We start from the raw sequence: 16,399 nt of genomic DNA on the forward strand, positions 1-16,399 counted from the left end.
TATGAAAATTGCAGAAATTAAAGAAATGTCTACTAATGATTTAGTAGAAAGAATAGAAGCAGAAGTAGTTAATTATAACCAGATGGTTATCAACCACTCTATTTCTCCTTTGGAAAATCCTGCGCTAATTAAACAGTTACGCAGGACAATTGCGCGTATGAAAACTGAGTTGCGCGAAAGAGAACTTAACAATAAATGATCAGCTCGATGGAAGCAAGAAATTTAAGAAAAGAAAGAACAGGGATTGTGTTGAGCAATAAAATGGATAAGACCATTACTGTTGCTGCCAAATTTAAGGAGAAACACCCTATATATGGTAAGTTCGTTAGCAAAACGAAGAAATACCATGCTCACGATGAAAAGAATGAATGCAATGTAGGTGATACAGTAAGCATCATGGAAACTCGTCCTTTGAGCAAGACTAAGAGATGGAGATTAGTAGAAATAATTGAAAGAGCTAAGTAATTATGATACAAGTAGAATCCAGACTTACAGTATGTGACAATAGTGGAGCTAAAGAAGCTCTTTGTATCCGTGTTTTAGGCGGTACAAGACGTCGCTATGCTTCAGTAGGGGACGTTATTGTCGTTTCTGTAAAGAGCGTCATTCCCTCGGGTGATATTAAAAAAGGTGCAGTGTCTAAAGCTTTGATCGTACGTACTAAGAAAGAAATCCGTCGTCCCGATGGTTCTTATATACGTTTTGATGATAATGCTTGCATTTTATTAAATAATGCAGGTGAAATTAGAGGTAGTCGTATTTTCGGTCCGGTAGCTCGTGAACTTCGTGCTACGAACATGAAAGTTGTGTCACTTGCGCCTGAGGTACTTTAATTTTGTAAAAGATTTAAGTAATGAGTAAATTACATATTAAAAAAGGCGATACAGTTTACGTAAATGCTGGTGAAGACAAAGGTAAAACTGGTCGTGTATTGAAGGTTCTTGTTAAAGAAGGACGTGCAATAGTTGAAGGTATTAACATGGTATCTAAAAGCACAAAACCTAATGCAAAGAACCCACAAGGTGGTATAGTTAAGCAGGAAGCTTCTATTCACATTTCAAACTTGAATCCGGTTGATCCAAAAACTGGTAAAGCAACGCGTGTTGGTAGAAAAGAGAGTTCTTTGGAAGGTAAAAGAACTTTAGTGCGTTATTCTAAAAAATCAGGAGAGGAGATTAAGTAATGAGTAATACTGCAAGCCTTAAAAAAGAATATGCAGAGCGTATTTCGCCTGCACTGAAGTCGCAATTCCAGTATTCTTCAACAATGCAGGTGCCCGTACTTAAGAAGATTGTTATCAATCAGGGTTTAGGTATGGCTGTTGCTGATAAGAAGATTATTGAAGTAGCAATTAATGAGTTAACTGCTATTACTGGTCAGAAAGCCGTAGCAACTATCTCTCGTAAAGATATTGCTAACTTCAAATTGCGTAAAAAAATGCCAATTGGAGTAATGGTAACATTGCGTCGTGAAAGAATGTACGAATTCCTTGAGAAATTAGTTCGTGTAGCTTTGCCACGTATTCGTGACTTCAAAGGTATTGAGAGTAAATTCGATGGTAAGGGTAATTATACCCTTGGTATTCAGGAACAAATAATTTTCCCTGAAATTAATATCGATAGTATTACAAGAATTCTCGGAATGAATATTACCTTTGTAACTTCTGCACAGACAGATGAGGAAGGTTATGCCTTATTGAAAGAATTCGGTTTACCGTTTAAAAACGCTAAAAAAGACTGATAAATTATGGCAAAGGAATCAATGAAAGCACGCGAAGTAAAGCGTGCTAAATTAGTAGCCAAATATGCCGAGAGAAGAGCTCAACTGAAGAAAGAAGGTGATTATGAAGCTTTACAGGCACTGCCTAAGAATGCTTCACCTGTGCGTCTGCACAATCGCTGTAAATTGACTGGTCGTCCTAAAGGATATATCCGTCAGTTTGGTATTTCAAGAATCCAGTTTCGCGAAATGGCATCTAATGGGCTTATTCCAGGTGTTAAAAAAGCAAGCTGGTAATTTTATTGTTTAAATATTGTCAGGGAAGGCCTGATTAATTTAATTATTTTTTATATGACTGATCCAATAGCAGATTATTTGACGAGGTTGCGGAACGCTATTCAAGCAAAGCACAGAGTAGTAGAAGTTCCTGCTTCAAATTTGAAAAAAGAAATCACTAAGATTCTTTTTGAAAAAGGCTACATTCTTAATTATAAGTTTGTAGAAGATGGTCCTCAGGGAACTATAAAAGTTGCCTTAAAGTATGATTCAGTTAACAAGGTTAACGCAATCAAGAAACTTGAAAGAATATCTTCTCCAGGTATGCGTCAGTATACTGGTTATAAAGATATGCCGCGTGTTATTAATGGTTTGGGTATTGCTATAATATCTACTTCCAAAGGTGTAATGACGAACAAAGAAGCTGCTGAATTGAAAATCGGTGGTGAGGTATTGTGTTATGTATATTAATAGGAGGAAAAAGCAATGTCAAGAATAGGAAAATTACCCATTAGTATCCCTGCGGGAGTAACAGTTACTCTGAAGGATGATGTGGTTACCGTAAAGGGACCGAAAGGCGAACTTAGCCAATATGTGAATCCTGCTATCAATATTTCTATTGAAGATGGACACGTAACTTTAAGTGAAAACGAAAGCGCAATGCTTGATAATCCAAAGCAAAAACATGCTTTCCATGGTTTATATCGTTCATTGGTTCATAATATGGTTGTGGGCGTATCTGAAGGTTATAAAAAAGAATTGGAGCTTGTTGGTGTTGGATATCGTGCTTCTAACCAAGGAAATATTATTGAATTAGCCTTAGGTTATACTCATAATATCTTTATACAATTGCCTACTGAAATTAAAGTTGAAACAAAATCTGAAAGAAATAAGAACCCTCTTATTATCTTAGAATCTTGTGATAAACAATTGCTTGGTCAAGTTTGCTCTAAAATACGTTCTTTCCGTAAACCTGAACCGTATAAAGGTAAAGGTATTAAGTTTGTTGGCGAAGAGATTCGCAGAAAGTCTGGTAAATCAGCCGGCGCTAAGTAAATTAAATAAATTTATATCATCATGACAACAAAAATAGAAAGACGAATTAAGATCAAATATAGAGTACGCAATAAAGTGTCAGGTACTACTGAACGTCCGCGTATGAGTGTATTTAGAAGTAACAAGCAAATCTATGTCCAGATTATCGACGATTTGTCTGGCAGAACATTGGCTGCTGCTTCATCTTTGGGTATGACTGAAAAACTACCTAAAAAAGAGCAGGCTGCTAAGGTTGGAGAAATGATTGCTAAAAAAGCTCAGGAAGCAGGTATTACAACTGTTGTTTTCGACCGTAATGGTTACTTGTATCATGGGAGAGTAAAAGAAGTAGCTGATGCTGCTCGTAACGGTGGACTTAAATTTTAATCATTATGGCAGGAGTTAATAATAGAGTTAAGATATCTAACGATATAGAACTAAAAGATAGACTTGTTGCTATCAATCGTGTTACTAAAGTTACCAAAGGTGGTAGAACTTTTAGTTTCTCTGCAATTGTTGTTGTAGGTAACGAAGAAGGAATCATTGGTTGGGGACTTGGTAAAGCAGGAGAGGTAACAGCAGCTATCGCAAAAGGAGTTGAATCTGCAAAGAAAAATCTGACTAGAGTTCCGATTTTGAAGGGTACGGTTCCTCATGAACAAGTAGCAAAGTTTGGTGGTGCTGAAGTATTCATCAAACCTGCATCTCACGGTACTGGTGTGGTAGCTGGTGGTGCTATGCGTGCTGTATTGGAAAGTGTTGGTGTTACTGATGTTTTAGCAAAATCTAAAGGTTCTTCAAATCCGCATAATTTGGTTAAAGCTACAATTTTGGCTTTGAGCGAAATGCGTGATGCAAGAATGGTTGCTCAAAACAGAGGTATTAGTGTTGAAAAAGTATTTAGAGGATAAGGAGGAGATATGTCAACTATAAAGATTAAACAAGTTAAAAGTAGAATTGGTGCTCCGGCTGATCAGAAGAGGACTCTTGATGCACTGGGACTTCGTAAACTGAACCGTGTGGTTGAACACGAAAGTACTCCTTCAATTCTTGGGATGGTAGATAAAGTAAAACACTTGGTTACCATTGTTAAGTAATTATTTGTTGAATAATAAAACGAATTACAATATGAACTTAAGTAATTTAAAACCTGCAGAAGGTTCTACTAAAACAAGAAAAAGAATCGGACGTGGTCCGGGATCTGGTTTAGGAGGTACTTCTACAAGAGGTCATAAAGGAGCTAAATCAAGATCCGGATACTCTAAAAAGGTCGGTTTTGAAGGTGGTCAGATGCCTCTTCAACGTCGTGTACCTAAATTTGGTTTCAAGAATATTAACCGCATTGAATATAAAGCTATTAACCTCGATACAATTCAGAATTTAGCTGAAGCTAAGAAGCTGGAAAAGGTAGGCGTTAATGACTTTATTGAAGCTGGATTTATTTCTTCAAATCAGTTGGTAAAAGTATTAGGTAACGGAACTTTGACTACTAAGCTGGACGTAGAAGCTCATGCATTCTCTAAGAGTGCTATTGCTGCTATCGAAGCTGTAGGTGGAACTGTAGTAAAACTCTGATTCAATGAGAAAAGCTATTGAAACATTAAAGAATATATGGAAAATTGAGGATCTGAGACAACGGATCCTCATCACCATATTGTTTGTGGCGATTTACCGTTTCGGTTCGTATGTTGTGCTACCTGGTATTAATCCTGGTATGCTGGCACAATTGCATCAACAAACAAGCGAAGGCCTATTAGCCTTGTTAAACATGTTCTCAGGAGGAGCTTTTTCTAATGCATCAATTTTTGCATTAGGAATTATGCCTTATATTTCTGCGTCTATCGTTATCCAGTTGTTAGGAATTGCGGTTCCGTATTTTCAGAAATTGCAACGCGAAGGTGAGAGTGGCAGAAGAAAGATGAACCAATATACTCGTTATTTGACGATTCTTATCCTATTGGTTCAGGCTCCTTCTTATTTGCTCAATCTTAAAATGCAGGCTGGACCTTCTTTAAATGCTTCATTAGATTGGACTCTGTTCATGGTTACTTCTACCATTATTTTGGCAGCTGGAAGTATGTTTATCTTGTGGCTTGGTGAAAGAATTACAGATAAAGGTATTGGTAACGGTATTTCATTTATCATCTTGATTGGTATTATTGCCCGTCTTCCTCAATCTCTTTTCCAGGAAGTTATTTCACGCGTGAGTGAAAAAGGTGGTGGTATGATCATGTTCTTATTTGAAATGGTATTCCTGCTGTTGGTAATTGCAGCTGCAATCCTCTTGGTGCAAGGTACGAGAAAGATTCCTGTACAATACGCGAAAAGAATTGTTGGTAATAAACAATATGGTGGTGCTAGACAGTATATTCCTTTGAAAGTGAATGCTGCTGGTGTAATGCCTATCATTTTTGCTCAGGCGATTATGTTTATTCCTATCACTTTTATTGGCTTCTCTAATGCTAATAATGTAAGTGGTTTTGTGCGTGCATTTACTGATCATACGAGCTTCTGGTATAATTTTGTTTTTGCTGTAATGATTATACTGTTTACGTATTTTTATACTGCAATTACAATAAATCCGAATCAGATGGCTGAAGATATGAAGAGAAATAACGGTTTCATCCCGGGTATCAAGCCTGGAAAGAAAACGGCTGAATATATTGATGATATTATGTCACGTATTACATTGCCTGGGTCTTTCTTTTTGGCATTGGTTGCTATTATGCCTGCTTTTGCCGGTGTATTTGGTGTGAAAGCTGAGTTCGCTCAATTCTTCGGTGGTACATCTTTGTTAATTCTTGTAGGTGTGGTTCTTGATACACTGCAGCAGGTTGAAAGTCATTTGTTGATGAGACATTATGATGGCTTGTTGAAGTCTGGTCGTATTAAGGGACGTGCTGGTGTAGCTGCATATTAATTCTTTCAATAGAAATGATATTTCTTAAAACAGAGGATGAAATAGAGCTACTCCGTCAGAGTAACTTGCTTGTAGGAAAAACATTGGCTGAGGTTGCCAAATTAATAAAACCGGGAGTTACTACCCGAGAACTGGACAAAGTTGCAGAAGAGTTTATTAGAGATAATGGGGCTATTCCAACTTTTAAAGGATTTCCGAATCAGTATGGCGATCCATTTCCGGGTTCTTTATGTACGTCTGTGAATGAGCAGGTTGTACATGGTATTCCAGGAGATATTGTCTTGAGAGAAGGTGATATTATTTCTGTGGATTGCGGGACATATATGAATGGTTTTTGTGGTGACTCAGCTTATACGTTTTGTGTCGGTGAAGTAGACGAGGAAGTTCGTAAGTTGTTGAAAGTTACTAAAGAGGCATTATATATAGGCATTCAGAATGCTGTACAAGGTAAAAGAATTGGTGATATCGGATATGCTATCCAGCAATATTGTGAATCACATTCTTATGGAGTAGTGCGTGAATTTGTTGGCCATGGGATTGGTAAAGAAATGCATGAGGATCCGCAAGTACCTAATTATGGTAAAAGAGGATATGGCACGCTTTTAAAGAAAGGACTTTGTATTGCGATTGAGCCTATGATTACCCAAGGTGACCGGCAAGTTATAATGGAGCGTGACGGATGGACTGTGAGAACAAGAGATCGGAAATGTGCCGCACACTTTGAGCATACTATTGCAGTAGGTGCGGGAGAAGCCGATATTCTTTCATCATTTAAATTCATTGAAGAAGTTTTAGGAGATAAAGCAATATAGTATATGGCAAAGCAATCTGCAATAGAACAAGATGGAGTTATAGTTGAAGCATTGTCTAATGCAATGTTTCGTGTTGAATTAGAAAACGGACATGAGATTACTGCTCATATCTCAGGTAAGATGCGAATGCATTACATAAAAATCTTACCAGGAGATAAAGTAAGAGTTGAAATGTCTCCTTACGACTTATCGAAAGGAAGAATTGTATTTAGATATAAATAAAATAAGATATGAAAGTAAGAGCATCATTAAAGAAACGTACGCCAGAATGTAAGATCGTTAGACGTAATGGCCGTTTGTATGTTATTAACAAGAAAAATCCTAAGTATAAACAACGTCAAGGATAATTTATTATTTTTGCAAAAAAAATAATTTAGTATATGGCTATAAGAATAGTTGGTGTAGATTTACCTCAGAATAAGAGAGGTGAGATTGCGTTGACCTATGTATATGGAATAGGTCGTAGTAGTTCAGCAAAAATTTTAGATAAGGCTGGTGTAGACAAAGATCTGAAGGTAAAAGACTGGACAGATGATCAGGCTGCAAAGATTCGTGAGATCATTGGTGCAGAGTATAAAGTAGAAGGTGATCTTCGTTCTGAAGTTCAATTGAACATTAAGCGATTAATGGATATTGGTTGTTACCGTGGTGTACGTCATCGTATCGGTTTGCCTGTTAGAGGTCAAAGCACTAAAAACAATGCACGTACTCGTAAGGGTAGAAAGAAAACCGTTGCTAATAAGAAAAAAGCTACTAAATAATAATTGTTGATATGGCAAAAAAAACAGTCGCAGCTAAGAAGAGAAATGTAAAGGTGGATGCTAATGGACAATTGCATGTTCATTCATCTTTCAACAATATTATTGTTTCTCTTGCAAATAGTGAAGGGCAGATTATTTCTTGGTCTTCTGCCGGAAAAATGGGATTTAGAGGTTCTAAAAAGAATACTCCTTATGCAGCTCAGATGGCTGCCCAGGATTGTGCAAAAATCGCATATGATCTTGGCCTGAGAAAGGTAAAAGCATACGTAAAAGGACCGGGTAACGGACGTGAGTCTGCCATCAGAACTATCCACGGTGCAGGTATTGAAGTTACAGAAATTATTGATGTAACTCCGCTTCCACATAATGGTTGTCGTCCTCCAAAAAGACGTAGAGTTTAAGATTTACCTTTAATTAAAATGACACTTGATTTTGTTTTTGGATTGCATCAATTTCTTCTCTGTAATCGCGGCTGCAACAAATTAAGTTCATGAATAAACAATTAAATATTTAAAAAGAAAATGGCTAGATATACTGGACCAAAATCAAGAATAGCCCGTAAATTCGGTGAAGGTATCTTTGGAGCTGATAAAGTTTTATCTAAGAAAAACTATCCTCCCGGACAGCACGGAAATTCAAGAAAAAGAAAAACTTCAGAATATGGTGTTCAGCTGCGTGAGAAACAGAAAGCTAAATACACTTATGGAGTATTAGAAAAACAATTCCGTAACTTGTTTGAGAAAGCAGAAGCCGCTAAGGGTATTACTGGTGAGATTCTTCTTCAGTTATTGGAAGGTCGTCTGGACAATGTAGTATTCCGTTTGGGAATTGCTCCAACTCGTGCTGCTGCTCGTCAGTTGGTAAGTCACAGACATATTACTGTTGATGGACAGGTAGTGAACATTCCTTCATATGCAGTAAAGCCAGGACAGCTGATTGGTGTTCGTGAAAGATCTAAATCTTTGGAAGTTATTGCTAATTCTCTTGCTGGTTTTAACCACAGTAAATATGCTTGGTTGGAGTGGGATGAATCTACAAAGGTTGGCAAATTGTTGCATATTCCTGAAAGAGCAGACATTCCTGAGAACATTAAAGAGCATTTGATCGTTGAATTGTATTCTAAATAATAATTAATTTCATGGCGATATTAGCATTTCAAAAACCTGATAAAGTATTAATGTTGGAAGCGGATTCAAGATTCGGTAAGTTCGAATTCCGTCCGTTGGAACCCGGTTTTGGTATTACTGTAGGTAATGCATTACGCCGTATCCTCCTTTCTTCATTAGAGGGTTTTGCCATCACCACTATTCGTATAGATGGTGTTGAGCATGAATTTTCTAGTGTTCCTGGAGTAAAAGAGGATGTTACCAACATTATCTTGAATCTGAAACAAGTGAGATTCAAGCAAGTAGTTGAAGAATTCGAGAGTGAGAAAGTAAGTATCACGGTCGAGAATTCAAGTGAATTTAGAGCAGGTGACATAGGTAAGTATTTGACTGGATTTGAAGTGTTAAATCCGGAATTAGTTATTTGTCATTTAGATTCTAAGTCAACTATGCAGGTTGATATTACAATCAATAAGGGCCGTGGTTATGTCCCCGCTGACGAAAACCGCGAATATTGTACCGATGTGAATGTAATTCCAATTGATTCTATTTACACCCCGATACGTAATGTTAAGTATACTGTAGAAAACTTCCGTGTGGAACAGAAGACTGACTACGAGAAACTTATACTTGAGATTGCTACGGATGGTTCCATTCATCCGAAAGAAGCACTGAAAGAAGCTGCAAAGATTCTGATTTATCACTTTATGTTATTTTCTGACGAAAAGATTACTCTTGAGAGTAATGACGTTGATGGTAACGAAGAATTTGATGAAGAGGTATTGCATATGCGTCAGTTGTTGAAGACTAAACTTGTTGATATGGACTTATCAGTTCGTGCCCTCAATTGCTTGAAGGCTGCTGATGTAGAAACCCTTGGCGATTTAGTGCAGTTCAATAAAACTGATTTGCTGAAATTCAGGAATTTCGGAAAGAAATCGCTTACCGAGCTTGATGATTTGCTGGAAAGTCTGAATCTATCGTTTGGAACCGACATTTCTAAATATAAATTAGATAAAGAATAAAAAATGAGACATAATAAAAAATTCAATCATTTAGGTCGTACTGCTTCTCATAGAAGTGCTATGTTATCTAACATGGCTTGTTCTTTGATCAAGCACAAAAGAATCACTACGACTGTAGCAAAGGCTAAAGCATTGAAAAAATTTGTTGAGCCTTTGATTACAAAGTCTAAGGAAGACACAACGAATTCTCGTCGTGTCGTATTTAGCAATTTGCAGGATAAGATTGCTGTAACAGAATTGTTCAAAGAAATCTCTGTGAAAATTGCTGATCGTCCGGGTGGTTATACTCGTATCATTAAGACTGGTAATCGTTTGGGTGATAATGCAGAAATGTGCTTTATTGAGCTCGTTGACTACAACGAAAATATGGCTAAAGAGAAAGTTGCTAAGAAGGCTACTCGTACTCGTCGTTCAAAGAAAGCTGCTACAACTGAAGCTGCTCCAGCTGCTGAAGCTCCTGCTGTTGAAGAACCGAAAGCTGAATCGGCAGAGTAATTCAACAATTATTCTTATAGATATAAGAAAGGTCACCTCGAAAGATGGTGGCCTTTTTTGTTGTCAAGTCTAAAGATACTTTAATTTTGTCTTTCTTTAAACATTTAAATAAAATAATCTGTTATATTTGCAGGGAGATATGGCTAAATTTATAAAGGTGATATTGCTTTTGTTGTTTGCTGTAGCACTTCATGGTGTGGCTAACAATTTTTTCGCTGAAAAACCAGTGGAAGCTCAGACGCATGCACCTATGTATAAAGTTGATTCTCAGCAAGTCAGTACTGCCCAACTGCCGTATTTACCAGAAGGGGAGCTTTCAAATGCAGCACAATCTCATCAGATTGCTACATCTCGTATCCAGCGTATTAATTTATTAGAATATTCGATATCCTTAAGAGCATTGGCTCAGCAGTTACAACAGCGAGAGGCAGCTTTGGCGCAACATTGGGGACGAATATATGATACTACAACTTCTTTTAGCTGCCATCCGGCAAGTGAATACTATGTATTCGCTCTTCGACGTATTATTATTTAGTAATTTATTTTATTAGTTCTGTTTTATCGGTAGTACAATAAATTGTATTGCCAGCTATTTTATTACTGTTTTACTAATAATTTAAACTTATAATAATATGACAACTCCAGCTATTGATGCAACTATTTTTGCATCTTCTCATCCTGATATTGCAAAGCGTACAAGTGTTTCCGGACTTATTTTTTCCGGTTTGATGTTACTAATTGGTGTATTGGCATTTATTTCTACTTTTGAGATGGAAGATCGTTCTTCAACTTTGAGTATGGGATTAATGGTGTTAGGTTCTGGACTATTTTTAATTGGTATTTTTCGCCTTTTCTGGAAATCAAAAGAAGTGGTTTATTTGCCTACGGGAAGTATAGCAAAAGAACAGAGTATTTTCTTTGATTTGAAATATATGGATCAATTGAAAGAAATTGTAAAGTCGGGAACTTTCTCTGCTGATACAAATTTAAGAGGTGGGGCAAGTGGTAATCTTCGTATGGACATAATTCTTTCTGAAGATAAAAAGTTTGCGGCAGTACAGCTGTTTCAGTTTGTACCTTATACTTATAATCCGATAACTTCAGTGCAGTATTTTACTAATGGAGAAGCATCAGCCGTTGCTGACTTTCTTTCAAAATGTAGATTACACTAAATTTTATGTTATTAGTGATTTAATTTTATAAGAAGATATAGGCAAAGCTTTATTATATTTCTTTTATAAATAAAGATGATATGTTTCGCCTGCTATCTCTTTTTCACGGATAGGATAATGATTTCCTTTTTGAAATCTAAAAATCAAACACTTTTTTGTGTCTTGATATAATTTGATACAAGTTTGTTAGGATGTTTTCTCCTATTACAAATATAAGGATCTAAATTATACTTAGCTTTGGCAATCTTATGTAACCACTATTATAGTTACATAAGATTGCTTTTTAGTAATCTATTTCGGATGTTTATTATTAATTTTCTGTCATTTATTGATGAGGTTTTTATTGTGTTTATCTTTTAGGGCGAGCGCATGATATCTATAAATTTTGTATAGTAATCCATGCGTTATTGAATAGTAATACTTTTCTTTCAATCTATAGGGTAAAAATAAAAGGTTATAACTGTCTTAAAATATAGAATGTTAGTTTCACTCTCTGTTCTCTAAGTAGATTTCTTCTTGCTCTAATACATCTGTGTTATAAATTGAATAGTTTGTAATTAGATGTTGGTGATATTCGCATTATATTTGTCAGAGTATCTATTTTATAATTGTTATCTTAAAGCTATATGTACTTATGTATATACAAATGAAGCGAATGTTAATTGGACTTTTATGTGTTTTTCCTTTTTTACAATCTTCTGCCCAATTGCGGCAACAGTATATATTGAAAAATAATTGGGAGTTCCGATCTGATCAACCGACTGCTGATGCTATTTGGGAAAAAGTAACAGTTCCTCATTGCTGGAATGCGAAAGATGGTATAACTGCCGATTATTATCGTGGAACAGCTCAATATCGTTATCACTTAGATATATTGCCGGAAATGCTGAGGAAACGTGTTTTTTTGCGTTTCGAGGCAGTTAGTCAGGTTGCGGATATTTTTGTTAATGGAATAAAAGCTGGTGCACATAAAGGAGCCTTCAATGCTTTCTGTTTTGAAATAACCTCTTTGTTGAAGAAAGGAGATAATCTTTTAGAGGTCAAAGTTTCGAATAGTCCGGATAATGATATTGCTCCTCTGGCTGGAGATTTTACTGTTTTTGGTGGGATTTATCGTCCTGTATCACTACTCTTATTGCCTAAGACGTGTATAACTCCATTAGATTATGCTTCTTCTGGGATTTACATTCATCAGGATCAGGTCGATTCAAAACAGGCTGAGTTATCCATTGTGACAAAAGTTAATAGTAGTCAGGCCGGGAAAGCATTATCTGTTAGAACCAGTGTGTTTGATGCCCAAGGGGAAGCAATAGGTAGCACCACAACTACCAATAAGTTATATGTAAAAGGAAAAACGGCTAAGTTTATTAATAAGCTGAATATAGATCGTCCTATCTTATGGGATGGATGTAAATCACCCTATCTGTATCGTGTCTTTGTAGAAGTGTTGAAAGGTGATGCGGTTGTGGATACACTATCCCAATATACTGGTTTAAGATATTATACAGTTGACGCGGAAAAAGGCTTTTTCCTGAATGGTAAACCTTATAAAATAAAAGGTGTAAACAGACATCAGGACCGGGAAGGTAAAGGATGGGCTATATCGAATGAAGATCATAGCGAGGACATGGATCTGATTAAAGAAATAGGAGCTACTGGAATCAGGTTGGCACACTATCCACATGCCGATTATTTCTATTCTTTATGTGATCGGGAAGGTATGTTGGTATGGGCGGAAATTCCCCTTATCGGTAAGGTAAATACCAGTTCTGCTTTTACGGAGAATATAAAGTTACAACTCACGGAATTGATTCGGCAGAATTTTAACCATCCATCTATTTTTTGTTGGAGTCTGTTCAACGAATTGTCTGAAGGCGAGGTCAAGAATTTGATTGGAGAGTTAAATGATCTGGCTCATCAGGAAGATCCGGGACGTTTGACAGTAGCTGCTGCTAACATAGAGAACAGGCCGGAGAATAAAGTCACAGATATTATGGCCTACAATACTTATCCGGGATGGTACTGGGCTCAGCCCTCCATGATGAAATCTTCGGTAGCACATTGGAACCGTTTGGTTGGAAACAAAGGTATTGGTGTCAGTGAATATGGAGCTGGGGCTAACGTCTGGCATCACCAGCAGGATGTTAAATCGGCCCCAAGGACTGATGGAATTTTTCATCCGGAAGAGTGGCAGTCTATTGTACATGAACAAAATTATCAGGCAATAAGCGATTGTAACTTTGTCTGGGGATCTTTCGTCTGGAATATGTTTGATTTTGCAAGTGCTTCCAGGAATGAAGGAAATTTACCAGGACGAAACGATAAAGGTTTAGTAACCTACGACAGAAAGATCAAGAAAGATGCTTTTTATTTCTACAAGTCAGCTTGGGCGAAATCACCTGTTCTACATATTACAAGTAGAAGAGATGTGGCAAGAAGAGATTCGATTACAGACGTAAAGGTATATTCCAATTGCGAAAATATTCGTTTGAAAGTGAATGGACAAGAGTGTGGAGATCCTATAAAGAGGCAAAATATCTATATTTGGCAAGGCGTTGGTCTAAGGAAAGGCGAAAACCAGATTGAAGTTTGTGGCGATAGAGATCGTCATGTTTTATCTGAAAAATGTAATTGGATTCTTTTATAATGTAATAATCAGCATCATGGGAAAATATCTGTTTTTAATTCTAATATTTTGTATAAATCCGATTTATTCATATAGCCAGAATGTAGTAGATCTGGTAAACCCGCTTATTGGAACGGCTATTAAGGGTGAGGGAGGTACGGTACCTTTTGTGGGTCCTCCTTTTGCAATGACCAATTTTTTACCTCAAACCAGGGAGAATAAAATGGGAAGTATGGCGTATGTTTACGATGATGAGTCTATAATGGGCTTTTTGGGCTCTCATCAACCAACTATATGGATGGGAGATTATGGATATGTATCAGTTATGCCACAAATCGGAGAGGAGATAAGAGTACTCCCGGAAGATCGAAAAATGAATTTTAGTCATAAGGATGAGAAGGCCTCTCCCTATTATTACTCTGTTACTTTAACCGATAAACAGAATAACCGGATTTTTACGGAGATGACTGCTTCCGGACGTTGTGGCATTTTGAATTTTCGTTTTCCTAAAAATAAAACTCCCCGGTTGATTATTCAGGGTATAAATTTGAATCCGCAGTTGAATGATTGGTGTAATCATTATAATCAGCGTCTCCAGAAAATCAAAGGCTGGATGAAGATTGATACACTGAATAATGAAATTGTGGGGTATAATCCAGACAGGCAGTCGGCTCAGTTAGGACCAGACCTACCCAACTTTAAAGGTTATTTTGTCATTCGTTTCAATTGTGATATAAAGGATTTTGGTTGTTGGAATGATTCTATTCTTTACCCGGGAGTCGAGGAGCTATATGGTACACGCATGGGAGCATATATTAATTTCTCTCAAAAGGATAAGGAAATAAAGGCTCAGATAGCTACCTCTTTTATAAGTCTGGAGCAAGCCCGCTTGAATTTACAGCATGAAATACCCGGATGGAGTTTAAAACAGGTATATGAGAATACTAAAAAAGAATGGAATGATAAATTATCCCGGTTAACTATCAAAGGAGGAAGCGAAAGAGAGGCCCGTATTTTTTATACGGCACTGTATCATTCTTATCTTTTCCCTCGCGAGTTTTCTGAATATGGAAGATATTACAGTGCATTTGACGACCGGATTCATGAGGGTATTTCGTATAATGATTATTCTTTATGGGATACATTCAGAGCTTTTCATCCCCTGATGACGTTGCTGGAACCACAGTTAACCGGTGACTGGATCACTTCATTATTGCAAATGTATAAAGAAGGCGGCTGGCTTCCTATGTGGCCTAATCCAACCTATACCAATATTATGATAGCCACTCATGCGGATGCAGTTATTGCAGATGCCTATATGAAAGGGATTCGTAACTTTGATGTCAATCTGGCCTATGAAGCTATACGAAAAGATGCAATGATTCCTCCTGATTGCGATACAAACAGAAAATACGGTGACCGTGATTATTGGACTTCTTATGAGGGACGTGCGGGGGCAAGTTATTACCATTCGATAGGATATGTGCCAGATGATAAAACAGCCGAATCGGTTTCAAGGACACTGGAATATGCATATGATGACTGGTGTGTAGCACAAATGGCGAAATCGTTAGGGAAGATGGAAGATTATGTCCATTTGATGCGATTTAGTGGAAATTATAAAAACTTATACAATCCTGAGAAAGGTTTTTTCTTGCCTCGTAACTATGATGGAACCTGGATTGATTTGGATGATAATTCACGGCATGGATTGACGGAAGGTTCGAAGTGGACTTATTTGTTTTGTGTCCTTCAGGATATTCCCGGAATGATTGATTTGATGGGAGGACCACAGGCTTTTTCTGATAAGTTGGATCGGAATTTTGAAGAAGATCATTATAAGCATGATAATGAGCCAGGCCATCATTATATCTATTTATATAATTACTGTAATGAGCCTTGGAAGACCCAGGAGTTAGTGCGGAAGCATGTAAAGCTGAACTATAAAGATACTCCTGATGGTGTAAACGGAAATGATGATTGTGGGCAAATGTCTGCCTGGTATCTTTTTTCTGTTATGGGATTTTATCCTGTAACTCCCGGGAGTAATGAGTTTGCCATAGGTGCTCCTCAATTTTCAGAAATTAAAATTCGGTTGAAAGATCATGATCTGTTAATAAAAGCAGATAATCTTTCGGAGGAGAATAAATATGTTCAATCCGTGTTTTTGGACGGAAAGAAAATTCTGAACCCATTTATTAATTATTTTGATCTGATAGATGCTAAGGAGATTCGCTTTGTTATGAACGATCGTCCTGGTGGGTATTGATAAGCAGCTGATAAATAAAGTATCGGGGCATACTTTGTTTCATACTGAAGAAAATTTTGTTTCATATCGGGAAATACTTTGTTTCGAGGCATGAAACAGAGGATATCTTACCGGGATATAATCCGATTCCCGGTAGGATTGAATTCTGTAGTTTACACAATATTTTGTATAGTATCAGGATAT

At 37.0% G+C, this 16,399-nt stretch carries 25 protein-coding genes; all 25 read left to right on the forward strand.

Annotation, left to right across the window (positions count from 1 at the left end):
- Position 1 precedes the first annotated feature (1 nt).
- The 25 genes from rpmC to VCM39_RS02515 all read left to right on the forward strand — a co-directional run bounded on the left by rpmC (position 2) and on the right by VCM39_RS02515 (position 16,216).
- Positions 2-199 (forward strand): 50S ribosomal protein L29, encoded by a 198-nt coding sequence (gene rpmC / locus VCM39_RS02395; protein WP_221651137.1) that lies wholly within the window; start codon positions 2-4, stop codon positions 197-199.
- The gene (gene rpsQ, locus VCM39_RS02400) at positions 196-465 is read left to right on the forward strand and encodes a 30S ribosomal protein S17 (RefSeq protein ID WP_085929666.1); all 270 of its coding nucleotides are present in this window, start codon (positions 196-198) and stop codon (positions 463-465) included. Before rpmC ends, rpsQ begins: the two co-directional genes overlap by 4 nt.
- A gap of 2 nt (positions 466-467) precedes the next feature.
- On the forward strand, positions 468-833 hold the full coding sequence (gene rplN, locus VCM39_RS02405) for a 50S ribosomal protein L14 (RefSeq protein ID WP_002558064.1): 366 nt from the start codon (positions 468-470) through the stop codon (positions 831-833).
- Positions 834-853: 20 nt separating this feature from the next.
- Positions 854-1,183, forward strand: a complete 330-nt coding sequence (gene rplX / locus VCM39_RS02410) for a 50S ribosomal protein L24 (RefSeq protein ID WP_002558063.1) — start codon at positions 854-856, stop codon at positions 1,181-1,183.
- The gene (gene rplE, locus VCM39_RS02415; RefSeq protein ID WP_002558062.1) at positions 1,183-1,740 is read left to right on the forward strand and encodes a 50S ribosomal protein L5; all 558 of its coding nucleotides are present in this window, start codon (positions 1,183-1,185) and stop codon (positions 1,738-1,740) included. Before rplX ends, rplE begins: the two co-directional genes overlap by 1 nt.
- A 6-nt stretch (positions 1,741-1,746) precedes the next feature.
- Positions 1,747-2,016, forward strand: coding sequence for a 30S ribosomal protein S14 (rpsN, locus tag VCM39_RS02420; RefSeq protein ID WP_002558061.1), 270 nt, complete (start codon positions 1,747-1,749; stop codon positions 2,014-2,016).
- A 54-nt stretch (positions 2,017-2,070) separates the two neighbouring features.
- Positions 2,071-2,466, forward strand: coding sequence for a 30S ribosomal protein S8 (gene rpsH, locus VCM39_RS02425; RefSeq protein WP_002558060.1), 396 nt, complete (start codon positions 2,071-2,073; stop codon positions 2,464-2,466).
- A 15-nt stretch (positions 2,467-2,481) separates the two neighbouring features.
- On the forward strand, positions 2,482-3,051 hold the full coding sequence (gene rplF, locus VCM39_RS02430) for a 50S ribosomal protein L6 (RefSeq protein ID WP_221651138.1): 570 nt from the start codon (positions 2,482-2,484) through the stop codon (positions 3,049-3,051).
- Positions 3,052-3,072: 21 nt separating this feature from the next.
- Positions 3,073-3,417 (forward strand): 50S ribosomal protein L18, encoded by a 345-nt coding sequence (rplR, locus tag VCM39_RS02435; protein WP_221651139.1) that lies wholly within the window; start codon positions 3,073-3,075, stop codon positions 3,415-3,417.
- Between the two features lie 5 nt (positions 3,418-3,422).
- Positions 3,423-3,941 (forward strand): 30S ribosomal protein S5, encoded by a 519-nt coding sequence (gene rpsE / locus VCM39_RS02440; protein ID WP_221651140.1) that lies wholly within the window; start codon positions 3,423-3,425, stop codon positions 3,939-3,941.
- A 9-nt stretch (positions 3,942-3,950) separates the two neighbouring features.
- A complete protein-coding gene (gene rpmD, locus VCM39_RS02445) occupies positions 3,951-4,127 on the forward strand; it encodes a 50S ribosomal protein L30 (protein WP_002558056.1) in 177 nt (58 codons plus the stop codon).
- 31 nt (positions 4,128-4,158) lie between these two features.
- On the forward strand, positions 4,159-4,605 hold the full coding sequence (rplO, locus tag VCM39_RS02450) for a 50S ribosomal protein L15 (RefSeq protein WP_221651141.1): 447 nt from the start codon (positions 4,159-4,161) through the stop codon (positions 4,603-4,605).
- Positions 4,606-4,609: 4 nt separating this feature from the next.
- Complete coding sequence (gene secY / locus VCM39_RS02455; RefSeq protein WP_002558054.1) at positions 4,610-5,950, forward strand: preprotein translocase subunit SecY; 1,341 nt, start codon at positions 4,610-4,612, stop codon at positions 5,948-5,950.
- Positions 5,951-5,964: 14 nt separating this feature from the next.
- Entirely contained in the window at positions 5,965-6,762 is a 798-nt protein-coding gene (gene map, locus VCM39_RS02460; RefSeq protein ID WP_221651142.1) for a type I methionyl aminopeptidase, read from the forward strand.
- A gap of 3 nt (positions 6,763-6,765) precedes the next feature.
- Complete coding sequence (infA, locus tag VCM39_RS02465) at positions 6,766-6,984, forward strand: translation initiation factor IF-1 (RefSeq protein ID WP_002558052.1); 219 nt, start codon at positions 6,766-6,768, stop codon at positions 6,982-6,984.
- Between the two features lie 8 nt (positions 6,985-6,992).
- Positions 6,993-7,109, forward strand: coding sequence for a type B 50S ribosomal protein L36 (gene ykgO / locus VCM39_RS02470; RefSeq protein ID WP_002558051.1), 117 nt, complete (start codon positions 6,993-6,995; stop codon positions 7,107-7,109).
- Between the two features lie 33 nt (positions 7,110-7,142).
- On the forward strand, positions 7,143-7,523 hold the full coding sequence (gene rpsM, locus VCM39_RS02475; protein ID WP_002558050.1) for a 30S ribosomal protein S13: 381 nt from the start codon (positions 7,143-7,145) through the stop codon (positions 7,521-7,523).
- 11 nt (positions 7,524-7,534) lie between these two features.
- Positions 7,535-7,924 carry a 30S ribosomal protein S11 gene (rpsK, locus tag VCM39_RS02480; RefSeq protein ID WP_002558049.1) on the forward strand — a complete coding sequence of 130 codons (390 nt, stop codon included), beginning with the start codon at positions 7,535-7,537 and terminating at the stop codon, positions 7,922-7,924.
- Between the two features lie 120 nt (positions 7,925-8,044).
- Positions 8,045-8,650, forward strand: coding sequence for a 30S ribosomal protein S4 (gene rpsD, locus VCM39_RS02485; RefSeq protein ID WP_221651143.1), 606 nt, complete (start codon positions 8,045-8,047; stop codon positions 8,648-8,650).
- 11 nt (positions 8,651-8,661) lie between these two features.
- Entirely contained in the window at positions 8,662-9,654 is a 993-nt protein-coding gene (locus VCM39_RS02490; protein ID WP_002558047.1) for a DNA-directed RNA polymerase subunit alpha, read from the forward strand.
- A 3-nt stretch (positions 9,655-9,657) separates the two neighbouring features.
- Positions 9,658-10,149, forward strand: a complete 492-nt coding sequence (rplQ, locus tag VCM39_RS02495; RefSeq protein ID WP_221651144.1) for a 50S ribosomal protein L17 — start codon at positions 9,658-9,660, stop codon at positions 10,147-10,149.
- 139 nt (positions 10,150-10,288) lie between these two features.
- Positions 10,289-10,684: a hypothetical protein gene (locus VCM39_RS02500; RefSeq protein ID WP_322933518.1), complete on the forward strand. Its 396-nt coding sequence runs from the start codon at positions 10,289-10,291 to the stop codon at positions 10,682-10,684.
- Between the two features lie 97 nt (positions 10,685-10,781).
- A complete protein-coding gene (locus VCM39_RS02505; RefSeq protein WP_221651146.1) occupies positions 10,782-11,321 on the forward strand; it encodes a hypothetical protein in 540 nt (179 codons plus the stop codon).
- 634 nt (positions 11,322-11,955) lie between these two features.
- Entirely contained in the window at positions 11,956-13,968 is a 2,013-nt protein-coding gene (locus tag VCM39_RS02510; RefSeq protein ID WP_323674014.1) for a glycoside hydrolase family 2 protein, read from the forward strand.
- 16 nt (positions 13,969-13,984) lie between these two features.
- Positions 13,985-16,216 carry a GH92 family glycosyl hydrolase gene (locus VCM39_RS02515; RefSeq protein ID WP_322933520.1) on the forward strand — a complete coding sequence of 744 codons (2,232 nt, stop codon included), beginning with the start codon at positions 13,985-13,987 and terminating at the stop codon, positions 16,214-16,216.
- Positions 16,217-16,399: the final 183 nt, after the last annotated feature.

The organism is Bacteroides mucinivorans (assembly GCF_034654355.2).
GTDB lineage: Bacteria > Bacteroidota > Bacteroidia > Bacteroidales > Bacteroidaceae > Bacteroides > Bacteroides nordii.